At 71.0% G+C, this 23,922-nt stretch carries 24 protein-coding genes and 1 riboswitch; of the genes, 17 read left to right on the forward strand and 7 right to left on the reverse strand.

Translation table 11 applies throughout. From position 1 onward, the window contains the following. Nucleotides 1-154 precede the first annotated feature (154 nt). Genes ACNF49_RS05770 through ACNF49_RS05780 form a run of 3 tightly spaced genes read right to left on the reverse strand, consistent with a single transcriptional unit; the run spans nt 155 to nt 3,098 of the window. Nucleotides 155-925, reverse strand: coding sequence for an SDR family NAD(P)-dependent oxidoreductase (locus tag ACNF49_RS05770; protein ID WP_357975414.1), 771 nt, complete (start codon nt 923-925; stop codon nt 155-157). Continuing rightward, nucleotides 922-1,932 carry a DUF4432 family protein gene (locus tag ACNF49_RS05775; RefSeq protein WP_482943017.1) on the reverse strand — a complete coding sequence of 337 codons (1,011 nt, stop codon included), beginning with the start codon at nt 1,930-1,932 and terminating at the stop codon, nt 922-924. The genes ACNF49_RS05770 and ACNF49_RS05775 overlap by 4 nt, the downstream gene beginning before the upstream one ends. After that, entirely contained in the window at nt 1,929-3,098 is a 1,170-nt protein-coding gene (locus ACNF49_RS05780; RefSeq protein ID WP_482943018.1) for a DUF5005 domain-containing protein, read from the reverse strand. The genes ACNF49_RS05775 and ACNF49_RS05780 overlap by 4 nt, the downstream gene beginning before the upstream one ends. A 128-nt stretch (nt 3,099-3,226) precedes the next feature. Between ACNF49_RS05780 and ACNF49_RS05785 the strand changes: the two genes are divergently transcribed. The 5 genes from ACNF49_RS05785 to ACNF49_RS05805 all read left to right on the forward strand — a co-directional run bounded on the left by ACNF49_RS05785 (nt 3,227) and on the right by ACNF49_RS05805 (nt 9,184). Continuing rightward, nucleotides 3,227-4,837, forward strand: a complete 1,611-nt coding sequence (locus ACNF49_RS05785) for an ABC-F family ATP-binding cassette domain-containing protein (RefSeq protein ID WP_357975405.1) — start codon at nt 3,227-3,229, stop codon at nt 4,835-4,837. Nucleotides 4,838-4,901: 64 nt separating this feature from the next. After that, nucleotides 4,902-5,702 (forward strand): hypothetical protein, encoded by an 801-nt coding sequence (locus ACNF49_RS05790; RefSeq protein ID WP_482943019.1) that lies wholly within the window; start codon nt 4,902-4,904, stop codon nt 5,700-5,702. 104 nt (nt 5,703-5,806) lie between these two features. Continuing rightward, entirely contained in the window at nt 5,807-7,285 is a 1,479-nt protein-coding gene (locus ACNF49_RS05795; protein ID WP_482943020.1) for an RNA polymerase sigma factor, read from the forward strand. Nucleotides 7,286-7,292: 7 nt separating this feature from the next. Next, nucleotides 7,293-7,994: a hypothetical protein gene (locus tag ACNF49_RS05800; RefSeq protein ID WP_482943021.1), complete on the forward strand. Its 702-nt coding sequence runs from the start codon at nt 7,293-7,295 to the stop codon at nt 7,992-7,994. A 68-nt stretch (nt 7,995-8,062) separates the two neighbouring features. Then, nucleotides 8,063-9,184 carry a C40 family peptidase gene (locus tag ACNF49_RS05805; protein WP_482943022.1) on the forward strand — a complete coding sequence of 374 codons (1,122 nt, stop codon included), beginning with the start codon at nt 8,063-8,065 and terminating at the stop codon, nt 9,182-9,184. Between the two features lie 3 nt (nt 9,185-9,187). On the opposite strand, the gene ACNF49_RS05810 is transcribed toward ACNF49_RS05805, so the two are convergent. Further along, a complete protein-coding gene (locus tag ACNF49_RS05810) occupies nt 9,188-9,679 on the reverse strand; it encodes an inorganic diphosphatase (protein WP_352318598.1) in 492 nt (163 codons plus the stop codon). An 86-nt stretch (nt 9,680-9,765) separates the two neighbouring features. On the opposite strand from ACNF49_RS05810, the gene dacB reads away from it, so the two are divergent. The 11 genes from dacB to ACNF49_RS05865 all read left to right on the forward strand — a co-directional run bounded on the left by dacB (nt 9,766) and on the right by ACNF49_RS05865 (nt 19,410). Then, the gene (gene dacB, locus ACNF49_RS05815; protein WP_357975390.1) at nt 9,766-11,181 is read left to right on the forward strand and encodes a D-alanyl-D-alanine carboxypeptidase/D-alanyl-D-alanine endopeptidase; all 1,416 of its coding nucleotides are present in this window, start codon (nt 9,766-9,768) and stop codon (nt 11,179-11,181) included. 47 nt (nt 11,182-11,228) lie between these two features. Then, on the forward strand, nt 11,229-12,305 hold the full coding sequence (locus ACNF49_RS05820) for a zinc-dependent metalloprotease (protein ID WP_357975387.1): 1,077 nt from the start codon (nt 11,229-11,231) through the stop codon (nt 12,303-12,305). A gap of 59 nt (nt 12,306-12,364) precedes the next feature. After that, nucleotides 12,365-13,369 carry a tRNA lysidine(34) synthetase TilS gene (tilS, locus tag ACNF49_RS05825; RefSeq protein ID WP_357975384.1) on the forward strand — a complete coding sequence of 335 codons (1,005 nt, stop codon included), beginning with the start codon at nt 12,365-12,367 and terminating at the stop codon, nt 13,367-13,369. Nucleotides 13,370-13,379: 10 nt separating this feature from the next. Further along, complete coding sequence (gene hpt / locus ACNF49_RS05830; RefSeq protein ID WP_357702217.1) at nt 13,380-13,931, forward strand: hypoxanthine phosphoribosyltransferase; 552 nt, start codon at nt 13,380-13,382, stop codon at nt 13,929-13,931. A 238-nt stretch (nt 13,932-14,169) separates the two neighbouring features. Continuing rightward, entirely contained in the window at nt 14,170-16,164 is a 1,995-nt protein-coding gene (gene ftsH / locus ACNF49_RS05835) for an ATP-dependent zinc metalloprotease FtsH (RefSeq protein ID WP_357975381.1), read from the forward strand. After that, nucleotides 16,161-16,739: a GTP cyclohydrolase I FolE gene (gene folE, locus ACNF49_RS05840; protein WP_352318609.1), complete on the forward strand. Its 579-nt coding sequence runs from the start codon at nt 16,161-16,163 to the stop codon at nt 16,737-16,739. The genes ftsH and folE overlap by 4 nt, the downstream gene beginning before the upstream one ends. Before the next feature lie 66 nt (nt 16,740-16,805). Continuing rightward, complete coding sequence (gene folP / locus ACNF49_RS05845; protein WP_449922192.1) at nt 16,806-17,663, forward strand: dihydropteroate synthase; 858 nt, start codon at nt 16,806-16,808, stop codon at nt 17,661-17,663. Continuing rightward, nucleotides 17,660-18,106 carry a nuclear transport factor 2 family protein gene (locus tag ACNF49_RS05850; RefSeq protein WP_357975377.1) on the forward strand — a complete coding sequence of 149 codons (447 nt, stop codon included), beginning with the start codon at nt 17,660-17,662 and terminating at the stop codon, nt 18,104-18,106. The genes folP and ACNF49_RS05850 overlap by 4 nt, the downstream gene beginning before the upstream one ends. Next, the gene (gene folB, locus ACNF49_RS05855; RefSeq protein WP_482943023.1) at nt 18,096-18,461 is read left to right on the forward strand and encodes a dihydroneopterin aldolase; all 366 of its coding nucleotides are present in this window, start codon (nt 18,096-18,098) and stop codon (nt 18,459-18,461) included. Before ACNF49_RS05850 ends, folB begins: the two co-directional genes overlap by 11 nt. After that, nucleotides 18,458-18,961 carry a 2-amino-4-hydroxy-6-hydroxymethyldihydropteridine diphosphokinase gene (folK, locus tag ACNF49_RS05860; protein ID WP_357975370.1) on the forward strand — a complete coding sequence of 168 codons (504 nt, stop codon included), beginning with the start codon at nt 18,458-18,460 and terminating at the stop codon, nt 18,959-18,961. Before folB ends, folK begins: the two co-directional genes overlap by 4 nt. Next, the gene (locus ACNF49_RS05865; RefSeq protein WP_357975367.1) at nt 18,958-19,410 is read left to right on the forward strand and encodes a DUF3180 domain-containing protein; all 453 of its coding nucleotides are present in this window, start codon (nt 18,958-18,960) and stop codon (nt 19,408-19,410) included. Before folK ends, ACNF49_RS05865 begins: the two co-directional genes overlap by 4 nt. Here the strand turns inward: ACNF49_RS05865 and ACNF49_RS05870 are convergent. Both ACNF49_RS05870 and ACNF49_RS05875 read right to left on the reverse strand, forming a co-directional pair. Further along, the gene (locus tag ACNF49_RS05870) at nt 19,407-20,474 is read right to left on the reverse strand and encodes an acyltransferase family protein (protein WP_482943024.1); all 1,068 of its coding nucleotides are present in this window, start codon (nt 20,472-20,474) and stop codon (nt 19,407-19,409) included. The genes ACNF49_RS05865 and ACNF49_RS05870 overlap by 4 nt on opposite strands. Beyond that, complete coding sequence (locus ACNF49_RS05875; protein WP_482943025.1) at nt 20,471-21,616, reverse strand: NADH-quinone oxidoreductase subunit D; 1,146 nt, start codon at nt 21,614-21,616, stop codon at nt 20,471-20,473. Before ACNF49_RS05875 ends, ACNF49_RS05870 begins: the two co-directional genes overlap by 4 nt. A gap of 123 nt (nt 21,617-21,739) precedes the next feature. Between ACNF49_RS05875 and ACNF49_RS05880 the strand changes: the two genes are divergently transcribed. Then, complete coding sequence (locus tag ACNF49_RS05880) at nt 21,740-22,423, forward strand: DoxX family protein (RefSeq protein ID WP_482943026.1); 684 nt, start codon at nt 21,740-21,742, stop codon at nt 22,421-22,423. 2 nt (nt 22,424-22,425) lie between these two features. On the opposite strand, the gene ACNF49_RS05885 is transcribed toward ACNF49_RS05880, so the two are convergent. Then, on the reverse strand, nt 22,426-23,721 hold the full coding sequence (locus ACNF49_RS05885) for an aminotransferase class V-fold PLP-dependent enzyme (RefSeq protein WP_482943027.1): 1,296 nt from the start codon (nt 23,719-23,721) through the stop codon (nt 22,426-22,428). A gap of 46 nt (nt 23,722-23,767) precedes the next feature. After that, nucleotides 23,768-23,883, reverse strand: a riboswitch (SAM riboswitch). Nucleotides 23,884-23,922: the final 39 nt, after the last annotated feature.

The raw sequence follows: 23,922 nt of genomic DNA on the forward strand, positions 1-23,922 counted from the left end.
CGTTTCGGAACCCGTACCAAGCGTGCTGTGAGGGGGCTCGGGACCCGCCCTCGAATACACGCAGAGAACTTGGTTACCAGGCTCACCACCTGGCACTTCGCCGCATTGACGCAACGATTGCCAGGTTCGGGAGGCGACTGGGGACTTACTCGACCTAGTCGGGGAGCGCCGCCGGGTTCCGGGCCAGCAGGCCGCCGTCCACACGGTGCTCGGCCCCGGTGATGAACGACGAACGCGGCCCCGCCAGGAACGCCACCAGCTCGGCCACCTCCTCGGGACGGCCCACGCGGCCCAGCGGATGGGCCTTGCCCCACTGCTCGACCTGCTCCTCCTGCGACAGGTCGCCCCGCCACAGGTCGGCCGCCCAGCGCAGCATGGGGGTGTCCACCGAGCCGGGGCAGACCACGTTGACCCGGATGCCGTCGGCCGCGTGGTCGAGCGCCATGGCCCTGGTCAGGCCGTTCAGGGCGGCCTTGCTCGCGGTGTAGGCGGCCACCTGCGCCTGCGACGAGAACGCCTGCACCGACGACATGACCACGATCGAGCCGCCGCCGCGTTCCCTGAGCCTCGGCACGGCGGCCTTGCAGGTGAGGTAGACGCCCTTGAGGTTGACGTCCATGACCTCGTCCCACACCTCCTCCGGGGTGTCCTCGACCGTGCCGTACCGCTGGACGCCGGCGCAGGTGACGACGACGTCGAGGCCGCCGTACCTGGTCACGGCCAGCTCCACGAGGTCGCGCATGTCGCCGGCCCGGCGCACGTCGGCGACGACGCCGGTGACGTGCTCGCTGTCGAGCGCCGCGGTCTCGTCCACGCCGCAGAACACCACGTTCGCGCCGCCGTCGGCCAGCCGGTCGACCACCGCCCGCCCGATGCCCATCGACCCGCCGGTGACCAGCGCCACCTTGCCGGAAAACTCACTCACGCCAGCACCTCCGCGCGCCATCTCGACACCTTGGTCTCCTGCGGTCCGAGCGACAGGGCGCTCCCGTTGGCCACGGCGGCGGCCAGGCCGTCGGTCGGCATGCCGGCGAACGGTTCGAGCCCCAGCGTGTAGGCCCGCCCCCACCAGGGATAGCCGGTGGACGCGCCGAGCTCCTGCCACATCCACAGGTAGGGGAGGAGCGTCGCATCCCACTCCACCCGGATACCGATATCCCCTGAAATTTCGTACCAACCCTCCGGGAAACCCGTGAGGTAGACGATGTCGCTCGGCCCGCCCCGCTCCGGCACCACGCTCAGATCCGTCTCCCCGCCCCCGTCGGCGGGCACCACCGGCCACCGCCACGGCCCGCCGGCCCGCACCCGGCGCCCGGCCGGGCCGATCGGCGCCGCGTGCGGGATCACCCGCACGCCTTCGGGCAGCCGGATCCGCGCGCCCGCCCGCAGGAACGGCGCCCCGAAGACGATGTGCTGGCCCCACATGGCGTGCAGCGCGAGGTCCGCCTCGTTGGTCACCCGCCCCTCGACCTCCAGCGCGGCGGTCCCCGCCCGGAGCCGGAACACCTTCTCCACCTGGTACGGCAGCCGCCGTGTCCGCACGGCGAGCCGTACCGCGACCTCCTCCTCGCAGTCGGCCACCACCTCGCACGACCACGGCAGCCCGGCGACCTCGCCGTGCTGGGCCAGGCGCGCGCCCCGGTACTCGCTCGGCGCGCCGCCGTTGGGGAAGACCTCCTGCCAGCCGCCCTGGTAGTGGTCGACGAACTGGGCGACGTCGTCGGCCGCGCCGTGACGGTGGTCGCGCGGGTCGCGCAGGCCCTGCGGGGAGAGCCAGACGAAGTCGGTGTCGGTGGGTTTGTGCAGGAACTCCACCACGTCGCCGCCCTTGTCCGGCAGGACGGTCACGCGCAGCCGCTCGTTCTCCAGCGTGACCGCCCGCAGCCCGTCGAGGGTGAGGTGCCGCAGGCGCGCCGCCCAGTTGCGCCTCACCCGAACGTCACATCCAGGAACCTGGGCCGGTAGATGGACACGTCCCGGTAGTGGTCGGTGTTGACGAAGCTGTTGACGTTGTAGGAGACCACCAGGCCGTTCCCGGCGACGTCGGGATGGGCGTGGGCGTTGTAGGTGAAGACGTTCCCGCTGGTCTCGGGGGTGGTGTAGACGTGCTGCTTGCCGGTGAAGGGGCCGGTGGGCGAGCAGGAGGAGTAGGCCACGATGTTGGGGCTGAGCACCTCGGTGGTGTCATGCGTGATCAGGACATATCCGGATCCGACCCGGGTGACGCTGTACTCGTTCGCCACCCCGCCCATGATCCGGGCCGAGTCGGTCTCGTCCGGTGACCACGAGCCGTCGGCAGTGCGGAACTCCCACGTGCCCAGCAGGCTCTGGCCCCTGACCCGGGCGAGGTGCATGTACTTGGCCGAGCCGAGGTCCTCGACGCCGTACACGTAGGTGTAGCCGCCGTCCTTCAGCAGGCCGGAGGCCCAGGAGACGCCGTGGCCAGAGGGCAGGTCGTGCACGCTGATCGGCTGGTCGAGCCGGCCGGGCGCGAACCTGGCCACCACGTTGCGGTGCCAGCGCCAGTCCCACGCGCCGGAGCCGAACCGCTCGTACTCCTGGTAGGTGACCTCGACCAGGCCGCCCGCCAGCGTGGCGTCCCCGGCCCAGAACCAGTGCTTGTCGTCGCGCGGCGGCATCACGGCTTCGGGCTTCGCGGCCGTGCCGTCGTGGACGGTGGACAGCCGCCCGTCCCGCTCGACGGCGAAGGAGTTGTTCAGGAAGACGGTGCTGCCGCCCTCCTCGACGACGGGCGGCCTGGAGCCGTCGGCGTTGACCTGGCCGAGGAAGGTGTCGGAGAACACCCACAGCTCACGGCCGTTGGGCAGCCGGAGCGAGTAGGTGCCGTCGGCTCCCGTCCAGTCGTCCAGGCGGCTGTTGTCGTTGCCGTACGAGGTGAACAGGCTGGTCAGCCGGGCGTCCACGGACGCGCCGCGCACGGTGGGCGCGCACGCCGACACCGGCCCGGACGGTTCCCGCGCCACGGCGGCCGAGGGAGGCACGGGCTTGGGCGGCGCGGCCCACGCCTGCTGCGGGACGGCGACCAGGCCGAGCACGGCGACGGCGAGGGGGACGAGGGAGGAGCGGAATCGCGTCATCACCGGTTCCTAGGGGCTGGGGGAGTCCCGTACAGTTCTAGTCATTAGATCACTTGCTGTCCAGGGCCCCCGGATCACCGGCCGAAAACCGGGTGCCCGTGGTCGCCGGCGGCCGGTAGCCTGCCCGGATGGGCCACGTTGAAGTAGGACATCTGACGTACGTGCTGCCCGACGGCAGGCCCCTGCTCAACGACGTCTCCTTCCGGATCGGCGACGGTGTCAAGGCCGCGCTCGTCGGGCCCAACGGCGCGGGCAAGACCACGCTCATGCGCCTGGTCGCGGGCGACCTGGAGCCCGTCGAGGGCAGCGTGACCAGCTCCGGCGGGCTGGGCGTGATGCGCCAGTTCATCGGCAACGTGCGCGACGGGAGCAACGTCCGCGACCTGCTGCTCGGCGTCGCCCCGCCGGCCGTGCGGCAGGCGGCCGAGCGGCTCGACGCGGCCGAGCTGGTGATGATGGAGCGCGACGACGAGAAGGCGCAGATGCGCTACGCGCAGGCCATCAGCGACTACACCGACGCCGGCGGCTACGAGATCGAGGTGCTCTGGGACACCTGCACGGTCTCGGCCCTCGGCGTCCCGTTCGACCGGGTGAAGTACCGCGACGTGGCCACCCTGTCCGGCGGCGAGCAGAAGCGGCTCGTCCTGGAGGCGCTGCTGCGCGGCCCCGACCAGACCCTGCTGCTCGACGAGCCCGACAACTACCTCGACGTGCCCGGCAAGGAGTGGCTGGAGCAGCAGCTCCGCGAGACGTCCAAGACCGTGCTGCTGGTCAGCCACGACCGCCAGCTCCTCGCCAACGCCGCCGACCGCATCGTCACGGTCGAGTCGGGCAACATCTGGATCCACGGCGGCGGCTTCGCCGGTTACGCCGAGGCCCGCAAGGCCCGCAACGAGCGGCTCGACGAGCTGCGCAGGCGCTGGGACGAAGAGCACGCCAAGCTCAAGGCCCTGGTCAACATGCTGAAGAACAAGGCCAGGTACAACGACGGCATGGCCGCCCCCTACCACGCGGCCCAGACCCGGCTGCGCAGGTTCGTCGAGGCGGGCCCGCCCGAGCAGGCCCCGGCCGACCAGAACATCAAGATGCGCCTGCGCGGCGGCCGCACCGGCAAGCGCGCGGTCATCTGCGAGGGCCTTGAGCTGACCGGCCTGATGCGCCCGTTCGACCTGGAGATCTGGTACGGCGAGCGGGTCGCCGTCCTCGGCTCCAACGGCTCGGGCAAGTCGCACTTCCTGCGCCTGGTGGCCGGCGAGCCCGTCGCGCACACCGGCGTGGCCAGGCTCGGCGCCCGGGTCGTCCCGGGGCACTTCGCGCAGACCCACTCCAGGCCCGACCTGCTCGGCCGCACCCCGGTCGAGATCGTGATGAGCGAGCACGCCAAGCTCAAGAACGAGGCCATGAAGACGCTGGCCCGCTACGAGCTGGCCGGGCTGATCGCCGAGCAGCGGTTCGACACGCTGTCCGGAGGCCAGCAGGCGCGGCTGCAGATCCTGCTGCTGGAGCTGTCGGGCGCCACGCTGCTCCTGCTCGACGAGCCGACCGACAACCTCGACCTGGCCAGCGCCGAGGCGCTCCAGGTGGGCCTCGACGCGTTCGACGGCACGGTCATGGCGGTCACCCACGACCGCTGGTTCGCCGCCGACTTCGACCGTTTCCTGGTCTTCGGCTCCGACGGGACGGTCTATGAGTCGTCCGAGCCGGTGTGGGACGAGACGAGGGTCGTCCGCAGGCGTTAAAGAGTTGGTACGCCCGGCGCGTGTCATCTGCCAGCCGTGCCCATGCACGGGTTATCACGGCAAAGTGATCCCGCGTAGCCGAACCGTCAGCCTCCTCGCACTCGGGGCGATCTGCCTCGCCGGTTGTTCAAGTGAGGACCAGCCAGCCCAATCGCTCAAGCCGCTCGTTCTCAAGGAGCAGGTCTCGAACATCGCCAAGTCCACCGACGGTTACGCCGTCAACTGGGCGGGTGTGCTCAGCAACGCCAACCCGTGGCACTTCGGTGAGCACGTGGTGGCCACCATCGTGGGCCGCGACGCCGCCGGCACCGAGGTGGTGCGCATGGACCAGCCGCTCGACGCCGTGCCGCCGGGCGGCTCCCTGGCCTTCACCGGCCAGGCGTCCTCCGCCGAGAAGCCGGTGAAGGTGACCATCCAGTACCGTCCGGCGCAGTGGCGGTCCGCCGCGCGCATCCCGTCGTCGTTCCAGTCGTTCCCGATCACGCGCGTCCAGACAATGCGCCAAAAAGACGGCTCTTACCTTATTACCGGCTATGTCGGGAATCCGTATCAATTGCCGGCAAGCAGCCTGGTGGTGAACGCGTTGCTGCGTGACGCGGCAGGCAAACTGCTCGGCGGCGGCAGCACGTTCGTGGACGACGTGAAGGCCGGCAGCCCGCCCAGGTTCATCCTCACCGTGGCCGGACTGCCCAAGGGCAGCAAAGTCGCCAAGACCGACGTCACCGCCCGGACCTGGGGCTCGACCGGCCGTCCCTACGAGGACCTGGCGATGGGCGGCGCGATCCCGGTGCACACGGTCAAGCCCACCTCCGAGCCGTTCGCGGTGGACCGGGGGAGTGAAGCCATGGGGCAGGTAAAGCAATAATCGGTATTAGTCCGAACAAATAGGTTGAGAAATTGGCGGGGTCGCGGTAGACAAGCGGCGGAACCGGTAGAACTACTAGTTACCGATCCATTACCTTCGGTCACATGAATGACCGCGTCCTGGTGGAGGCACTCCGCACCCGTGACCCGGGAGCCCTCGCCGCGCTCTACGACACGCACGCGGAGAGTGTCTACCGCTACTGCTGGTCCCTCCTCCTCGACACCGACAGCGCCCAGGTGGCCCTGCGCGACACGCTGATCGCCGCCGAGGCGCACGCGGGCGCGCTGGCCCAGCCCGACAGGTTCCGGGTCTGGCTGCTCGCCCTGGCCAGGCAGGAATGCCTGCGCCGCCGGATGGCGGCGCCGCCCGGCGCCGACGAGGCCCTGGCCGAGGCCCCGCCGCTCGACGACCCGGCCGACGCCGACCTGCGGCTCATGGCCTGGTACGCCGTCGTGAGCCTGCCCGTCGCCGACCGGGAGGTGCTGGAGCTGGCGACCAGGCACGCGCTGGACGCCGCCGAGCTGTCCCAGGTGCTCGCGATCCCGCCGCGCCAGGTCGAGCAGGCCAGGGAGCAGGCGCGCGATCATCTCACCGACGCCGTCACCGCCGAGATCCTGGCCCGCAAGGGCCCCTACGACTGCCCGCGCCGGGCCCGGATCCTGGCCGGCTTCACCGGCGACCTCACCAGGGAGATGCGCGAGCACCTGGTCGGGCACGTCGCCCGCTGCGAGGTCTGCGCCCCCCACCGCGCCCGCCAGGCCTCGGCCGCCAAGGTCTTCGGCCTGCTGCCCGTCGCCGCGCTCCCCGAGGCGCTGCGCATCAGGGTCATGAGCTGCTTCGCCGACCCCGAGCTGCTGCCCTACCGCCGCTACGTCGCCCGGCGCACGGCCTCCCTGGACGCCGCCGGATTTCCCGTTCCCACGCAGACGGCGGCTCGAAGGTGGCCTCAGGCGGTGGCGGGCGCGCTGGCGGCGGTCGCGACCGTGGTGGCGATAGCAGTGATCTTCAACCAGTTCGGCAAGGACAACGGCGGTCTCGCCGGGGTGGCGACGGCCGCGTTCCCCGCCACCGGCGAGCCGCCCGGCATCAGACTGCCCTGGCAACCCGACCCGCAGGACGCCCAGTTGACCGTAGAACCCATCCTCGACAGCGCCGCGCCCGAGCCGTTCGGCATGCTCGGCTCGACGACGCCGGTGCCGCCGGCCGTGCTCGTGCCGACGTACGCGAGCTCGCCGCCCGCCGAGTCCGCGCCCGGCGAGCCGCGGCCGACGCCCGACGGCCCGCCGCAGGCCGAACCGCCGGGCGAGAACCCCGGCGACCCGACGTACGGCCAGCCCGGCCAGCCCGGTCAGCCCGGCCGTACCGGCCATCCGGGTCACCCGCCGCACGGTGAGCCGGGCCGTCCGCCGCACGGCGACCCGGGCACGCGCCCGCCCACCCGGACCCCGCCGGTGCCGACCCCCACCCCCGCCCCGACGCCCACCGAGACGCCCGCGCCCACCACCACGCCCTCGGAGACGGCCACGCCCGCCCCCACGCACACCCCCACCGAGCAGCCCGTCACCCCCGTCGAGAGCGGCTGAGCACCCCGTGGAGGCGTGGAAGCCGCACCAGGACCGGCTCGCCGAGCGGGCCCTGGAGGCGTTCGAGGTGCGCCAGGATCCGCACCTGGGGCGCCGGGTCTGCCCGCTGCCCGTCCCGGGGCGGGTGGCCGAGCTGGTGCCGAGAGGTCACCGCGTCGACTGGCCGACCTGGCTCGACCGCGGCCCCCGCATGCTGCGCCACGTGCTCGACCTGTGCCGCCTGCGCACCGCGCGCGGCCTGGCGGTGCTGTCCTGGCTGGCCGGCGGCCCGCAGCCGGACGAGCTCGAGTGGATGTGGGACGCCCGCCGCCTGACCGGCCCCCGCCAGGAACGCATGTACGGCGCCGCCGCCGACGTCCCCGAGCCCGTGCTCGGGCTGGTGACGGCCAACTGGACCTGGGTGCTCGACACCTGCCACGGCGGCCGGGTCACCGCCCCCTACCTGGCGGGCACCGCCTATCCGCGCGACGGTCACGCCGCCGCCGACGCCGCGATGACCCTCTTCCAGACCTACGACCGCCATCCGGAGGCCAGACCGGCCATCGCGGCGGCGTGGGCCGCGGCCCGCGTGACCACCGACTGGTGCAAGGCCGCCGAGTTGCACGCCGCGTACGGCGTCCAGACCCCCGTCTTCACCTACCCGCGGGCCGCCCGGCCGGTGGTCACCGGCATCCGTCCGTGGATAGAACGGCTCTTCCGCCTGCGGTGATGACGTTACGTGCAGGAAACCGATGGGAACTGTGTGCATAGAGTAACCATCTGTTTCCGGGGGGACCTATGCGCGTATTTCGGGCTGGGCTCCTGGCGTGCGTCCTGCTGGCCACTCTGTGTCCGCTCGCTCCGGGCCCGCCGGTGCTGGCCGACCCCATGCCGTCGGCCAAGGACGTGAAGAAGGCGCGCGAGGCCGCCCGCGTCCGCTCGAAGGAGCTGGGGGTGGCCAGCGCCGGGCTGGCCGCGGCCCAGTCCAGGCTCGACGAGCTGGCGGCGGCCGTGGAACGGCAGGTGGAGGCGTACAACGGCGAGCTGGTCCGGGCCCGACAGGCCGAGCAGTCGTACGCACAGGCCCAGGCGCGTCAGGCGGCGGCCGACGCCGAGGCCGAGCGCGCCCGGCAGGCCGTCGCGCTGCTCGCGGCGCAGAGCTACGGCGGGATGACGCCGATGGACCCGATCGTCGGCATGCTCATCGACGAGGGCGGCGTCGACGGCTTCCTGCACCGGGCGAGCGTGCTTGGCCAGCTCGGCGACGAGCGCGCCCAGATCCTGCGCAGGATGAGCGACGCCCAGGAGGTCGCCGCCATCCTCCGGGCCCAGGCGCAGAACGCCTACGACGCCCGGCAGGCCGCCTCGGAGCGCGCCCGGCGGGCGAAGCTGGCCGCGGAGGCGGCCGTGGCCCGGCAGCGCCGCGAGACGCGCACCCTCCGGGTGGAGCGGCGGCAGCTCCAGCACCGGGTGAACGCCGCCCGCAGCCACGCCGAGCTGCTGGCCAGACGGCGGGCGCTGGCCCTGTCGGTGGCCGGCCTGGCGGCGGGGTCGGCGGGCGGCAACCTGGCCGCCAACTGGGCGCTGACCCAGCTCGGCAAACCGTACGTGTGGGCCGCCGCGGGCCCCGACACCTACGACTGCTCCGGCCTGGTCATGCGCGCCTGGGAACAGGTGGGCGTGCGCCTGGACCACTGGACCGGAACCCAGTGGACCTCCGGCCCGCACGTGCCGCTGGACCAGCTCCGCCGCGGAGACCTGCTCTTCTTCGGCCGCATCACCGACGACCCCGGCACGATCCACCACGTGGGCATCTACGTCGGCCAGGGCCAGATGGTGCACGCGCCCCAGACCGGCGACGTGGTGCGGGTCGCCCCGATCTGGAGAGGGGACCTGGTGGGCGCCACCAGGCCCCGGTGAGGATCAGTGGTGACCCGCGTCCTTGGCCCGGTGGAACGAGCGCTCGATCTCGGCCTCGGCCTCGATGCGCCCGACCCAGTTGGCGCCCTCGACGGACTTGCCGGGCTCAAGGTCCTTGTAGACCTCGAAGAAGTGCTGGATCTCCAGCCGGTCGAACTCCGACACGTGGTGGATGTCCTGGATGTGGTGCATCCGGGGGTCGGTCGAGGGCACGCACAGGACCTTGTCGTCGCCGCCCTTCTCGTCGGTCATCCGGAACATGCCGACCGCGCGGCAGGTGATGTAGCACCCCGGGAACGTCGGCTCCTGGAGCAGCACCAGCGCGTCGAGCGGGTCACCGTCCTCGCCGAGGGTGTTCTCGATGAAGCCGTAGTCGGCGGGGTACTGCGTGGAGGTGAACAGGAGCCGGTCAAGCCTGATCTTTCCGGTCTCGTGGTCCACTTCGTACTTGTTCCGTTGCCCCTTGGGAATCTCAACGACAACGTCGAACTCCACCGCGGTTCCTCCGCTCAAGGCCCCCGGGAAGTCCCGGCTGGGCGTTAATGTCTCGTAGGCGAACACCAGGAGAGAGGTCAGGCGACGTGGCGCGGCACGAGCGTTCGATGATGCTGGCCACTCTCGCCGTGCTCCAGATCGTCACGATCGTCATCGGCGTCTACGCCATGACCAGCGACTTCAACCTGAGCGCACTGACGAGGCAGCCGTCACCGATCGGGCCGACGGCGTCTCCCCGGGGAATCCCCCCCGCCCCCGTGGTCACCTCGGGGCCTGTGCTGGCCCAGCTTTCGGCGACGTCAGGAGACGGACCTCTCCCGACTAAGAGTACTTTGACCCGCCAGCTCACCGACGCGCTGGGTGACAAAGCACTAGGCGGCCGGGTGGGCGCGGTCGTGCTCGACGCCGCGACCGGCGGCCGGATCTTCGCCTCCAACCCCGACACGGGCATCACCCCGGCCTCCACGAACAAGATCGTCACGACCACCGCGGCGCTCGCCTCGCTGGGCCCCGACACCCGTTTCTCCACCCGCGTCGTCCAGGGCCGCGCGCCCGGCGCGATCGTCCTGGTGGGCGGCGGCGACCCGCTGCTCGCCGGACCGTCGGCCAGGCCCGGCTACCCCAAGCAGGCCTCCCTCGCCACCCTGGCCTCCCGGACCGCTGCCGCGCTGAAGGCCAAGGGCGTCAGGAAGGTCACGCTCTCCTACGACGACAGCCTGTTCACCGGGCCGGCCATCGCGCCCGGCTGGAAGCCCAACTACGTGCCCGACGGCGAGGCGGCCCCCGTCCACGCCCTGGCCATGGACGAGGGACGCCAGCGCCCCGGCGCCCGGCCCCGCGTGTCCGACCCGGCCGCGACCGCCGCGGCCGCCTTCGCCCGCCTGCTGCCCAGGTACGGCGTCACCGTCTCCAAGGACATCCGCCAGGAACGGGCCGCGGCGGGCGCCGCCGAGCTGGGCAAGGTCGACTCCGCCCCCTTGTACGCCCTGGTCGAGCACACCCTGACCCACAGCGACAACGACATGGCCGAGGCCCTGGCCAGGCACGTCGCCATCAAGGAGGGCAAGGAGGCGTCGTACGCCGGGGCCGCCGAGGCGGTGATCGGGGTCATGCGGCGGCTCGGCGTGACCAAGGGCGTCAGCGTGGCCGACGGCAGCGGCCTGTCCGTCCGCAACCGGGTCAGCGCCGACGCCATGGCCAGGATCATCGCCATCGCCGGCTCGGCCGGGCATCCCGAGCTGCGGGCCGTCGACACGGGCATGCCGATCGCCGGCTTCTCCGGCACGCTGGGCAACGGCAGGCGCTTCACCCGCGCCGACAGCAAGGGCCAGGTAGGCCTCGTACGCGCCAAGACCGGCACGCTCAACAACGTCAACACCCTGGCCGGCCTGGCCACCACCAAAGACGGCCGGCTGGTCACCTTCGCCTTCCTGGCCGACGACGTGCCGGTGAACGCCGAGCCGGTGCTCGACAGGCTCGCCGCGATCGTCGCGCGATCCTGACCGCCGCTTCTTCGCAGGCGTGACGAGAACAACGTACGGTGGACGTCATGCAGGTGATCGACTGGGATCTGGCCGTCACGACCGGCACGCGCCTGGTGCGCCCCGGTCCTCAGGTGAGCAAGGAGGAGGCCAGGCAGGCCGTCGCCGAGCTCCGCACGCTGTCACGTGAGGCCGAGGGCCACGTGCGCGAGTTCACGAAGATCCACACCGAGACCGCGCCGCAGCCCGCGACCATCGTCGACCGGCCGGGCTGGATCAAGGCCAACGTCGAGGGCTTCCGCGTGGTCCTCGAACCGCTGACCCAGCGCATGGGCGGCGGAGACAACCCGCCGCCCGCCATCGTCACCGCGGTGGGCTCGCGCATCACCGGCGTCGAGGTCGGGGCCGTCCTCGCCTTCCTCGCCTCCCGGGTGCTCGGCCAGTACGAGCTGTTCCTGCCGCCCGACCCGACCGGCCAGGAGGCGACCGGCCGCCTGACGCTCGTGGCGCCCAACATCGTCCACGCCGAGCGCGAGATGAACGTCGTGCCCCGCGACTTCCGCCTGTGGGTGTGCCTCCACGAGGAGACCCACCGCGTGCAGTTCACCGGCGTCACCTGGCTGCGCGAGTACGTCAGGTCGCAGATGACCGAGTTCCTGCTCGCCTCCGACCTCGACCTGCCCACGCTCCTCGACCGCCTGCGCAGCGCCGCCGACACGGTGGCCGACGTGGTGAGGGGCGGCGAGGGCAACCTGATCGACGCCATCCAGTCGCCCGCCCAGAAGGAGATCCTCGACCGCCTGACGGCCGTGATGACCCTGGTGGAGGGCCATGGCGACTTCGTCATGGACGCCGTGGGCCCCTCGGTGGTCCCGTCGGTCTCGGAGATCCGCGCCAAGTTCGCCCAGCGCCGCGAGGGCGGCTCCCGGCTCGACCGCACGGTGCGGCGCCTGCTGGGCATCGAGGTCAAGATGAAGCAGTACGCCGAGGGCTCCGCGTTCGTCCGCAAGGTGGTCGACCGGGTCGGCATGGACGGCTTCAACAAGGTCTGGACCTCCCCGGAGACCCTGCCCACGACCCCCGAGATCGCCGACCCCGACGCCTGGATCCACCGCGTCATCGGCACCCCGGCCCTGCCCGCCTGACCCTCCCGTCCCGCGGAACCCGGGCGCATGGCGTGCGGCCGGTTCCGGCGGCCGGGACAATGGCTCCTGTGGGTCCCCGTCCAGCCGTCGCCGACGTGCGCCGGGCCGTCCGCGAGGCGCTGAGCGACCTCGCCGGCACCGGCGCGCTGGTGCTGGCCGCGTGCAGCGGCGGCGCCGACTCGCTGGCCCTGGCGGCGGCACTGGCCTTCGTCGCCCCCCGCGCCGGCCTGCGCGCGGGGCTGGTCACGGTGGACCACCAGCTCCAGCCGGGCTCGGCCGACCGCGCCCGGCAGGTCGCCGGCATCGCCGCCGGCCTCGGCCTGGCCCCGGCCGAGGTGCTCACCGTCACCGTCGGCACCGACGGCGGTCCCGAGGCCGCCGCCCGCGAGGCCCGGTACACCGCGCTGGCCGAGGCGGCCGACCGCCTGCGGGCCGCCGCCGTCCTGCTCGGCCACACTCGTGACGACCAGGCCGAGACCGTTTTGCTGGGCCTGGCCAGGGGGAGCGGGCTGCGCTCGATCTCCGGCATGGCCGCCCGTGCGGGCCGCTACCGCCGGCCCTTCCTCGACCTGTCCAGGGCCACGACGGTCGCCGCCTGCGCGGCCATGTCCCTCGTCCCCTGGGACGACCCGCACAACGACGACCCCCGCTACACCCGCGTCCGCGTCAGGAAGCGGATCCTGCCGATGCTCGACGAGGAACTCGGCCCGGGGGTGACCGAGGCGCTCGCGCGGACCGCCGGAATGGCGCGGGAGGACGCCGACGCCCTCGACCAGTGGGCCGAATCGGCGTTCCCGAATTGCGCTCTTAGCGATATCGGAGAGTCCGTCATCCTGTCCGTGCCGGAGTTGGAGAAACTGCCCGACGCGGTGCGCCGCAGGGTGCTGCGGCGCGCGGCCATCGCGGCGGGCACGCCGTCCGGCGCGCTTTCCGCCACCCACGTGCTGGCGGTCGATCGGCTGGTCACGCAATGGCACGGGCAGAAGGCGGTGGATCTACCCGGAGGTCTGTCCGCAGTTCGGCGGTATGGCACCCTGATACTCGCCATCAGTCCCATCGTTTAAGGAACCACAGGTGGACGCTGCCGACATGGGCAAAGACCTGGAGAAGGTCCTCATCCCCGAGGACGACCTCCAGGCCAAGATCAAAGAGCTTGCCGGGCGCATCGACGAGGACTACGCGGGCAAGGACGTCCTGCTCGTGGGCGTGCTGAAGGGTGCGGTCATGGTGATGGCCGACCTGGCCAGAGCCCTGCACGTGCCGGTGCAGATGGACTGGATGGCGGTGTCGTCCTACGGCGCGGGCACCAAGTCCTCCGGCGTCGTGCGGGTGCTGAAGGACCTCGACACCGACATCTTGAACCGCCACGTCCTGATCGTCGAGGACATCATCGACTCGGGCCTGACCCTCCACTGGCTGCTGGAAAACCTGAAGTCGCGCAATCCGGCGTCGTTGGAGATCTGCGCCGCGCTGCGCAAGCCCGACGCGGTGAAGGTGCCGATGGACGTGAAATACGTCGGCTTCGACATTCCCAACGAGTTCGTCATCGGCTACGGGCTCGACTACGCGGAGCGCTACCGCAATTTGCCGTTCATCGGAACGCTCGCGCCGCACGTTTATAAGTAGTAATCCCGGCCATGGCCGGGAACATCGCGCAACGTGACGTACGTTGATAGGGCAAGACCGGTGTAGCGGGCGGGTCCCTCCGTGCGCCATGCCGGTGTACCTTCAGACTCCGGAAGGGTGACCGCAAGTCCCCTTCGGGTAGTCAGAAGTCGCGGTGTCGGATGCCGCGGCCCCGGGCCAGCCCGGGGTTCCAGGCCATGGTCAGGAAGGGACGGGCCCGCAAGGGGTTCCGCATCGGATGGATCTCAAGCGATTTACACGTGGGCCACTGCTGTGGATCCTGGGCATCGTCGTGCTGCTCCTGCTCGTCACCCAGCTCTGGAGCGGCGGGGGCAATTTCAAGCAGGCCGACACGTCCACGGTCCTCCAGCAGATTCGCGCCGGCAATTTCACCAGCGCCAAGGTCGTCGACAAGGACAATCGGGTCGAGCTCACCCTCATCAAGCCGATCGTCGTCCGGCCGGGTGACGCCCCGGCGAAGCTGATCCAGGCCAACTGGGTCAGCGGTTACGGCGCGAAGCTGACCGACGAGCTGCAGGCCCAGGTCGACGCCAACAAGACGAAGAGCTTCACCACCGAGGTGCCCCAGGAGAACTTCCTGCTCAGCATCCTGGTGAGCTTCCTGCCGATCGTCATCATCGTGCTGATCTTCCTGTTCATCATGAACCAGATGCAGGGCGGCGGCTCCCGGGTGATGAACTTCGGCAAGTCGAAGGCCAAGCTCATCACCAAAGACACCCCCAAGACCACGTTCGCCGACGTCGCCGGCGCCGACGAGGCCATCGAGGAGCTCCAGGAGATCAAGGAGTTCCTGCAGGCCCCGGCCAAGTTCCAGGCGATCGGCGCGAAGATCCCCAAGGGCGTGCTGCTCTACGGCCCGCCCGGCACCGGCAAGACCCTGCTGGCCCGCGCGGTCGCGGGCGAGGCGGGCGTGCCCTTCTACTCGATCTCCGGCTCCGACTTCGTCGAGATGTTCGTCGGCGTCGGCGCCTCCCGCGTGCGCGACCTGTTCGAGCAGGCCAAGGCCAACGCCCCCGCGATCATCTTCATCGACGAGATCGACGCCGTCGGCCGCCACCGCGGCGCCGGCCTGGGCGGCGGTCACGACGAGCGCGAGCAGACCCTCAACCAGCTGCTCGTCGAGATGGACGGCTTCGACGTCAAGGGCGGCGTGATCCTCATCGCCGCGACCAACCGGCCCGACATCCTCGACCCGGCGCTGCTGCGTCCTGGCCGGTTCGACCGGCAGGTCACCGTCGACCGTCCCGACCTGGAGGGCCGCAAGGGCATCCTCAAGGTCCACGGCCGCGGCAAGCCGTTCGCACCCGACGTCGACCTCGATGTCATCGCGCGCCGCACGCCCGGGTTCACCGGCGCCGACCTGGCCAACGTGATCAACGAGGCGGCCCTGCTCACCGCGCGGGCCGACCAGAAGCTGATCACGATGGAGGTCCTCGAGGAGTCGATCGACCGTGTCATGGCAGGGCCCGAGCGCAAGTCGCGGGTCATGTCCGACAAGGAGAAGAAGATGATCGCCTACCACGAAGGCGGTCACGCGTTGGTGGCGCACGCGCTGCCCAACTCCGACCCGGTCCACAAGATCACCATCCTGTCCCGCGGTCGCGCGCTCGGTTACACGATGACGCTGCCGATGGAGGACAAGTTCCTGGCCACCAGGTCCGAGATGATGGACCAGCTCGCGATGCTGCTCGGCGGCCGCGCGGCGGAGGAGCTCGTCTTCCACGAGCCCACCACCGGCGCCTCCAACGACATCGAGAAGGCCACGGCGGTCGCCCGCCGCATGGTGACCGAGTACGGCATGAGCGAGCAGCTCGGCGCCCGTAAGTTCGGCACCGGCCAGGCCGAGGTCTTCCTCGGCCGTGAGATGGGCCACGAGCGCGACTACTCCGAGAAGATCGCCTCCTCCATCGACGAGGAGGTCCGCCGGATGATCGAGACGGCGCACGACCAGGCCTGGGACATCCTGGTCGAATACCGCGACGTGCTCGACAACCTGGTGCTGGAGCTCATGGAGAAGGAGACCCTCTCCCGCGAGCAGGTCCTGCAGATCTTCGCCCCGGTGGTCGTCAAGGAGCACCGGCCCTCCTACGCGGGCTACGGCAAGCGGCTCCCCTCCGACCGCCCGCCGATCCTGACCCCGAAGGAGCAGTCGGCCAACGGCTCGCTCACCTCCGGCCACCAGGACGCCTTCCAGTCCGGAGACAGTGCGTGACCCAGCACGAGGTGGACCTGGGGCGGATCGAGAAGGCCGTACGCGAGATCCTCTACGGCATCGGCGAGGATCCCGACCGCGACGGCCTGCTCGAGACGCCCGCCAGGGTCGCCCGCGCGATGGCCGAGCAGTTCTCCGGGCTCGGCCAGACCCCCGAAGACGTGCTCAACAAGGTCTTCGACGTCGACCACGACGAGATGGTGCTGGTCAGGGACATCGAGGTCTACTCGACCTGCGAGCACCATCTGGTCCCGTTCCACGGCGTGGCCCACGTGGGCTACATCCCCAACGAGCGTGGCCAGGTGACCGGGCTGTCGAAGCTGGCCCGGCTGGTCGACGTCTTCGCCCGCCGCCCGCAGGTGCAGGAGCGCATGACCTCGCAGATCGCCGACGCCCTCATGCGGGTGCTGGAGCCGCGCGGGGTCATCGTGGTGGTCGAGGCCGAACACCTGTGCATGACGATGCGCGGCGTGCGCAAGCCGGGGGCCAAGACGGTCACGTCGGCGGTCCGCGGCGACTTCCGTACCAGCGACAAGACCCGCTCCGAGGCGATGGCGCTGATTCTCGGCAGGTGACGATCGTTATCCACAACTGGGGACCCGAGATGTCGGCAGGTGTGGGGGAACGCCTAGGCTTGCCCCATGACTAGCGTGCCCATCAACGTGCCGGGCGGTACGGAGCGGTGCCTCGTCATGGGCGTGGTCAACGTGACCCCCGACTCCTTCTCCGACGGCGGCCTGTGGTTCGACGAGGAGGCCGCCGTCCGGCACGGGCTCGACCTGGTGCGGGAGGGGGCCGACATCGTCGACGTGGGCGGTGAGTCCACCCGTCCCGGCGCCGCGCGGGTGTCGCTGGAGGAGGAGCTGGCCAGGGTCGTCCCGGTGATCCGGGCGCTCGACGCCGAGGGCGTGGCCGTCAGCGTCGACACGATGCGCGCCGAGGTGGCCAGGGCCGCGGTCGAGGCGGGCGCCAGGCTCGTCAACGACGTCAGCGGCGGCCTGGCCGACCCCGAGATGCCGCGCGTGGTCGCCGCGACGGGAGCGCCCTACGTGGTGATGCACTGGCGCGGTCACAGCCATGACATGGACAGCCGCGCCGTCTACGCCGACGTCGTGACAGAGGTGCGCGAGGAGCTCAGCAAGCGGGTCGATCTCGTGCTGGCCGAGGGGGTGTCCCCCGAGCAGATCGTGCTCGACCCCGGCCTCGGCTTCGCCAAGAACGCCGAGCACAACTGGGCGTTGCTGGCCGGCATCCCGCAGCTCGCCGAGCTGGGCTTCCCGCTGCTGATCGGGGCCTCGCGCAAGCGGTTCCTCGGGCGGCTGCTGGCCGGCCCCGACGGCGCGCCCCGCCCGTTCAGCAGGAGCGACGACGCAACGCTGGCGGTCACCGCGCTGGCGGCTCAGGCGGGGGCCTGGTGCGTGCGCGTGCACGAGGTAGGTCCCAATGCCGATGCCGTGCGCGTGGCGGCCGCATGGAAGAGAGCCGGAGCAGGCACATGAGCGTCGACACTGCCGCGATAGAGACGGTCAACGAGGAGTTCTACACCGCGATCGAGAGCGCCGATCTCGACAAGATGACCGAGATCTGGGCCGAGGACACCGCCGACGACCAGGTGAGCTGCGTCCACCCGGGCTGGACGTTGCTGAGCGGCCGGTCGGAGGTGCTGCGGTCGTGGGCGCTGATCATGGCCAACACCACCTACATCCAGTTCGTGCTGACCGACGTCAACACCACCGTGCTGGGCGACGTGGCCGTGCTCACCTGCGTGGAGAACATCCTGACGGCGGGCGAGGAGGGTGAGTCCAGCTTCGCCGCGGGCAAGGTGGTGGCGAGCAACGTCTACATCCGCACCTCGCAGGGCTGGCGGTTGTGGATGCACCACGGCTCCCCGGTGCTCCAGGGAGACGACGACGAGGACGAGGAGGGCGAGCTTGAGGTCTGACCGCATCGCTCTCAAGGGCCTGCGGGCCAGGGGCAGACACGGCGTGCTGCCCGCCGAGCGGGAGCTCGGCCAGGAGTTCGTGATCGACGCGACGTTGTTCCTCGACACCGCTCCGGCGGCGGCCGGCGACGACCTCACCAAGACCGTCCACTACGGCGAGCTGGCCCAGGCGCTGGTCGAGGTGGTCGAGGGCGAGCCGGTCGAGCTGATCGAGACGCTGGCCCAGCGGCTGGCCGACGTCTGCCTGGGCAGCGAGCTGGTGCACAAGGTCGAGGTGAGTGTGCACAAACCGGCGGCGCCGATCCCGCTGCCGTTCGACGATGTGATCGTGACGATCGAGCGGAGCCGCGCATGAAGGCCGTCCTCGCTCTCGGCAGCAACCTGGGCGAGCGGTTCCAGACGTTGCAGGGAGCCATCGACACGTTGTTCGACGCCCCGGGCCTGGAGTTCGTCAAGGCGTCTCCGGTCTACGAGACCGACCCGGTCGGGGGGCCGGGAGGGCAGGAGCCGTACCTCAACGCGGTCGTCGTCGCCGAGACCGCGCTGCCGCCGCGTACGTTGCTGGAGCGGGCGCTGGGCGTGGAGAACGCCTTCGGCCGGGTGCGCGCGGAGCGGTGGGGGCCGCGTACGCTCGACGTCGACCTGATCGTCGTGGGCGAGACCGTGTCCGACGACCCGGAGCTGACGTTGCCGCATCCCCGGGCCCACGAGCGGGCGTTCGTGCTGGTGCCCTGGTCGGTGATCGACCCCGAGGCCACGGTGCCGGGCAGGGGCCGGGTGGCCGACCTGCTCGCCGGGCTCGACCGGCACGGCGTGCGCCTGCGTGACGACCTGAAGCTGCAGAGGCCCGATTGAAGCCGACGCATCCCGGCCACCTGGCCGCTCTCCTCGTCGTCGTCGCCCTGATCTTCTGGGCGGCGGTCCGGCACTTCTACGGCGCGTTCCTGCTGCCCTGGACGGCCATCCCGACCGTGCTGCTGCTCGCCCTCGGCGAGGGTTACAGCGGATGGGTGACCAAGGCCAGGATCGCCAGGAAGCCCGACACCAAGCCGGTCGAGCCGCTGGCGGTGGCCCGGCTGGCGGCGCTGGCCAAGGCGTCGGCGTACGCGGGGGCGGTGTTCGCCGGGATCTTCGCCGGGTTCGCCGCGTACACGCTGGAGCTCTTCGACCGGGAGACGCCGCGCTCGGAGTTCTTCGTGGCGGCCGGGTCGTTCGTGGCCTGTGTGGTGCTCGTCTGCGCGGCCCTGTACCTGGAACACTGCTGCCGGATCCCGAAGGACTCCGACGACCGTAACTCCGACTAGCGGCGGCGGCCGAAGAGGTAGATGACCGGCAGCGTGCAGATCAGCGGCCCGATGATGGCGATCGGCCGCTCCAGCCACCACTTCAGGTCGGGCGGGATCTTCGTGCCGAGGCTGCCGAACAACCACCACGACAGCCCTAAGGCGATCGCCATGCCGGTCGTGTGGAAGAGGAACAGCGGCAGGGCGTAGCGGTTGATGAAGGAGTTGGCGCGGGCCCAGCGGGGGCGTTCGAGCACGCGTTCCATGGCCGGGCGCAGCACCTCGACCAGGCCGATCTGGAAGATCAGCAGGGCGACGATGACGAACGTGGGCGGCGCCATGTTCGACCACTTGTCGCCCGGCACGCCCACCATCGAGCCCGGGTAGATACCCGAGTAGACCAGGCCGATCAGGGCGAACAGGCCGGTCCACAGGATGCCGACGTCGTACCGCCGGGGCAGGACGACGATCCGGTCGTAGAAGAAGCCCGCCTGGTGGGCCAGGCCCCAGACAATGATCATGTTGAGCCAGCCGGCCCACTCGTAGCCGTAGCGGAACCGCACGACGTCGACGACCAGGGCCGAGCCGCCCAGCCAGATGAGGGCCAGCACGTCGTAGCGCCTGTGCAGCCACAGGGCCACCGGCAGCAGCGCGATCAGCACCAGGTAGACGCCGAGGAACCACAGCGGGCTGAGCACGAGCAGCACCACCCGCCACATCCACTCCACGTGGAACGCCCAGGTGACGATCGCCCCGACGGAGATCCACACGCCGCACAGGAACAGCGCGGGCAGGGACAGCGCGCGGATGCGCCGCCACACGAACGCCCCGATGCCGACGCCACGCGCCTGGGCCCGGTTCCAGGACAGCAGGTGCACGTGACCGCCGACGTAGAAGAACAGCGGCAGCACCTGGAGCAGCCAGGTCAGGATCCACAACCCGGAGGTGAAGCCGAGCGGGCTGGTGGGCTCGGGCCCGCTGGGCTTCCACTCCAGGATCGTGAACGCCCAGTGCCAGACCACCACGACGATGAGGCTGAGGGCGCGCAGCCAGTCGACGTACTTGTCGCGTTCGGGAGTGCTCACTTGTCGATGTCACCCACGACGAAGAACATCGAGCCCAGAATGGCGATCATGTCGGCCACCAGGTTCCCGGGCAGCAGCTCGCGCAGCGCCTGGACGTTGCCGAACGACGCCGAGCGCAGCTTGAGCCGCCACGGCGTCTTGTCGCCCTTGGAGACCAGGTAGTAGCCGTTGATGCCGAGCGGGTTCTCGGTCCACGCGTACGTGTGGCCCTCGGGCACCTTGAGCACCTTCGGCAGGCGCTGGTTGACCGGCCCGGGAGGCAGCTCACGCAGCCGGGCGACGCACGCGTCGGCCAGGTCGAGCGAGACCTTGAGCTGCTCGAACAGCACCTCGAACCGGGCATGGCAGTCGCCGTCGCGCCGGGTGACGACCGTGACCGGCAGCTCCCCGTAGGCCAGGTACGGGTCGTCGCGCCGCAGGTCGAGGTCCACGCCGGAGGCGCGCGCGATGGGCCCGCTGACGCCGTACTGGAGGATCTGCTCGCGGGTCAGCACGCCGACGCCCTTGGTGCGGGCCAGGAAGATCTCGTTGTTCAGGATGAGGCCCTCGATGTCGGGCACCCGGCGGCGGGTCTCGGCGACGGCCTCGGCGACCCGGTCGAGCCAGCCGAGCGGCAGGTCCTCCTTGAGGCCGCCGACCCGGTTGAACATGTAGTGCATGCGCCCGCCGGAGATCTCCTCCATGACGGCCTGGATGCGTTCGCGCTCGTTGAAGGCGTAGAAGACCGGGGTGATCGCGCCCAGTTCGAGGGGGTAGGAGCCGAGGAACATCAGGTGGTTGAGCACCCGGTTGAGCTCGGCCAGCAGCGTACGCGCCCACACGGCCCTGACCGGCGTCTCCATGCCGAGCAGCCGTTCGGCGGCCAGCACGACGCCCAGTTCGTTGGCGAACCCCGACAGCCAGTCGTGCCGGTTGGCGAGCATGATGATCTGGCGGTAGTCGCGGACCTCGAACAGCTTCTCCGCGCCCCTGTGCATGTAGCCGATGATCGGCTCGGCCGTCTCGATGCGCTCGCCGTCGAGGGTGAGCCGGAGCCTGAGCACGCCGTGCGTGGAGGGATGCTGGGGGCCGATGTTGAGGATCATGTCCTCGGTCGCCAGCTCCTTCGCGCCGGCGCCGATCCCGACCACGCGTTCCGTCATAGGGCCCATGCTGCCACCGTCCCACGGGGCGATCCAGCGTGGGGGATGGTCAAGGAATCGTATGGCAACGCATCCCGAAGCCAGACATGGGGATCAATACCGGGAACGGGGGGAGAAAGCACTGTGAAGAGAGTCCTGTTTGATGTGGCGGCCCTGATCTCCCGGGTGGTACTCGGGGTGATCTTCGTGGCGCACGGCTGGCAGAAGTGGCAGGGCGGGCTCGGTGCCGCGGCGGGGCAGTTCCGGGAGATGGGCGTGCCCCTGCCCGAGTTGTCGGCCGGATTCGCCGCCATCGTGGAGCTGGTCGGCGGCGCGCTGCTGATCCTCGGCCTGCTGGTCCGGCCGGTGGCGTTGCTGCTGCTCATCGACATGATCGGCGCGATCGTCTTCGTGCACGCGGGCCACGGGGTGTTGTCGCAAGGCGGGGGATGGGAGCTGCCGGGCGCGCTGGGTGCGCTGTCCTTGATGCTCGCGGCGCTGGGCGGCGGCCGCATCGGCCTCGACGGCATCTTCCACTCGACGTACCGCCGCCGCAGGGAACGCCAGATCGCCGAGGACGACCTCGCCGCGCACCGGCCGGCCCGCCGCGCCGAGCCGACGACGGTCGTCACCGAGGGACCGGCCACGCAGGTCGGGCCGGAGGGCGGCCCGACGACGCCGGCCCGGCCCGAGGGCGAGGCCGAGCAGCCCAACGTGCCGAGGCAGCCCAACGCGCCGCGTCCCGGGCACCTCAACGACGAGGACATGAGGGACATCGACGCCCTGGTGTCCGACGAGCCGCACCAGCAGAAGCCGCCCAACCGCTGAGCTCAGCGGCTGACCAGGTCGCGCAGGGCCTCGATCAGGCGGTCGACGTGCTCCTGCGTGCTGCCGATGCCGATGGAGGCGCGGACCGCCGAGGCGGTGCCGTCCTCGCAACCTCCATCGGAGGTGCCCAGCAGGTGCCGGACGAAGGGGTGCGCGCAGAACTTCCCGTCACGGACGCCGATGCCGTACTCGCCGGACAGCGCCTCGGCCACCTCCCGGGCCGAGTAGCCGTCCACGACGAACGACACGATCCCCACCCGCGGGTGGTCCTCGCCCCACAACGACAGCTCGCGCACCCCGTCGATCGAGGCCAGACCGGTACGCAGCCGGGCGATCAGGCGCTCCTCCTCGCGCACCAGCTCCGTCCACCCCGTGGCGGTGAGCGCGTCGCAGGCGGCGGCCAGGGCGATGGCGCCGAGCACGTTGGGGGTGCCGGCCTCGTGGCGGGGCTCGGGGTCGTCGTGCCACTCGGTGGTCTCGCCCACCGAGCGCACCGCGCCGCCGCCCTTCAGGTACGGCTCGCCCGCCGCCAGCCAGTCACGGCGTCCGACCAGCACGCCGGCGCCGAAGGGCGCGTACAGCTTGTGGCCGGAGAAGGCCACGTAGTCCAGGTCGAGCGCGGTCAGGTTGAGCCTGCGGTGCGGGACGAGCTGGGCGGCGTCCACCAGGATCCGGGCGCCGTGCCGGTGGGCGATGTGGGCCAGGGCGGCGATGGGCCACAGCTCGCCGGTGACGTTGGAGGCGGCGGTGACCACGAGCAGCTTGGGGCCCTCGATCCCGGCCAGCGCCTCGTCGGCGGCGCGGACGGCCTCGCCGGGGAAGGCGGGCGGCGCCAGGCGTACGGACCGCTCCCAGGGCAGCAGCGAGGCGTGGTGCTCGGAGTCGAAGACGACGACGGTCGTGCCCTCGGGCAGGCAGCCGGCCAGCAGGTTGGTGGCGTCGGTGGTGTTGCGGGTGAAGATGACGGCGTCGTCCGGGCGGGCGCCGACGAAGGCCCGGACCGTGTGGCGGGCCTGCTCGTAGCGGGCGGTGGTGAGCTGGGAGGCGTAGCCCGCGCCGCGGTGGACGCTGGAGTAGGCCGGGAGCGCGGCGGCTACGGCGGCGCTGACCGGCTCGAGACAGGGGGCGCTGGCCGCGTAGTCGAGGTTGGCGTAGCTCACCAGCCGGCCGCCCTTGACCGGCACTTCGAGGTCGGCGCCGAGCACGGCGGGGATCAACCGTCCGGAGGCGGCGGCAGGGGCGGTGGCCTCGGCGGCGGCCTGGGCGGGAACGGAGTTGAAGATCGTCAGAGTGGACACGGCACAGCTCCTCACGGGTCGGTCGGACCCCTGGAAGCAGCCACGGAGCCCGCGCTTGCCCGCCACACCTCGTGACGGACCAGGTCTTCACCCGGGGCACCCCGCCGCGGACGCGAGGGTTGCCGGCCAGCTAGCCGGGGCTTGTCGCTGGCACTCATGACCTACGACGGCACTATAACCGACACCCGGGCATGATTCGCA

It is taken from the genome of Actinomadura sp. ATCC 39365, from assembly GCF_054392275.1.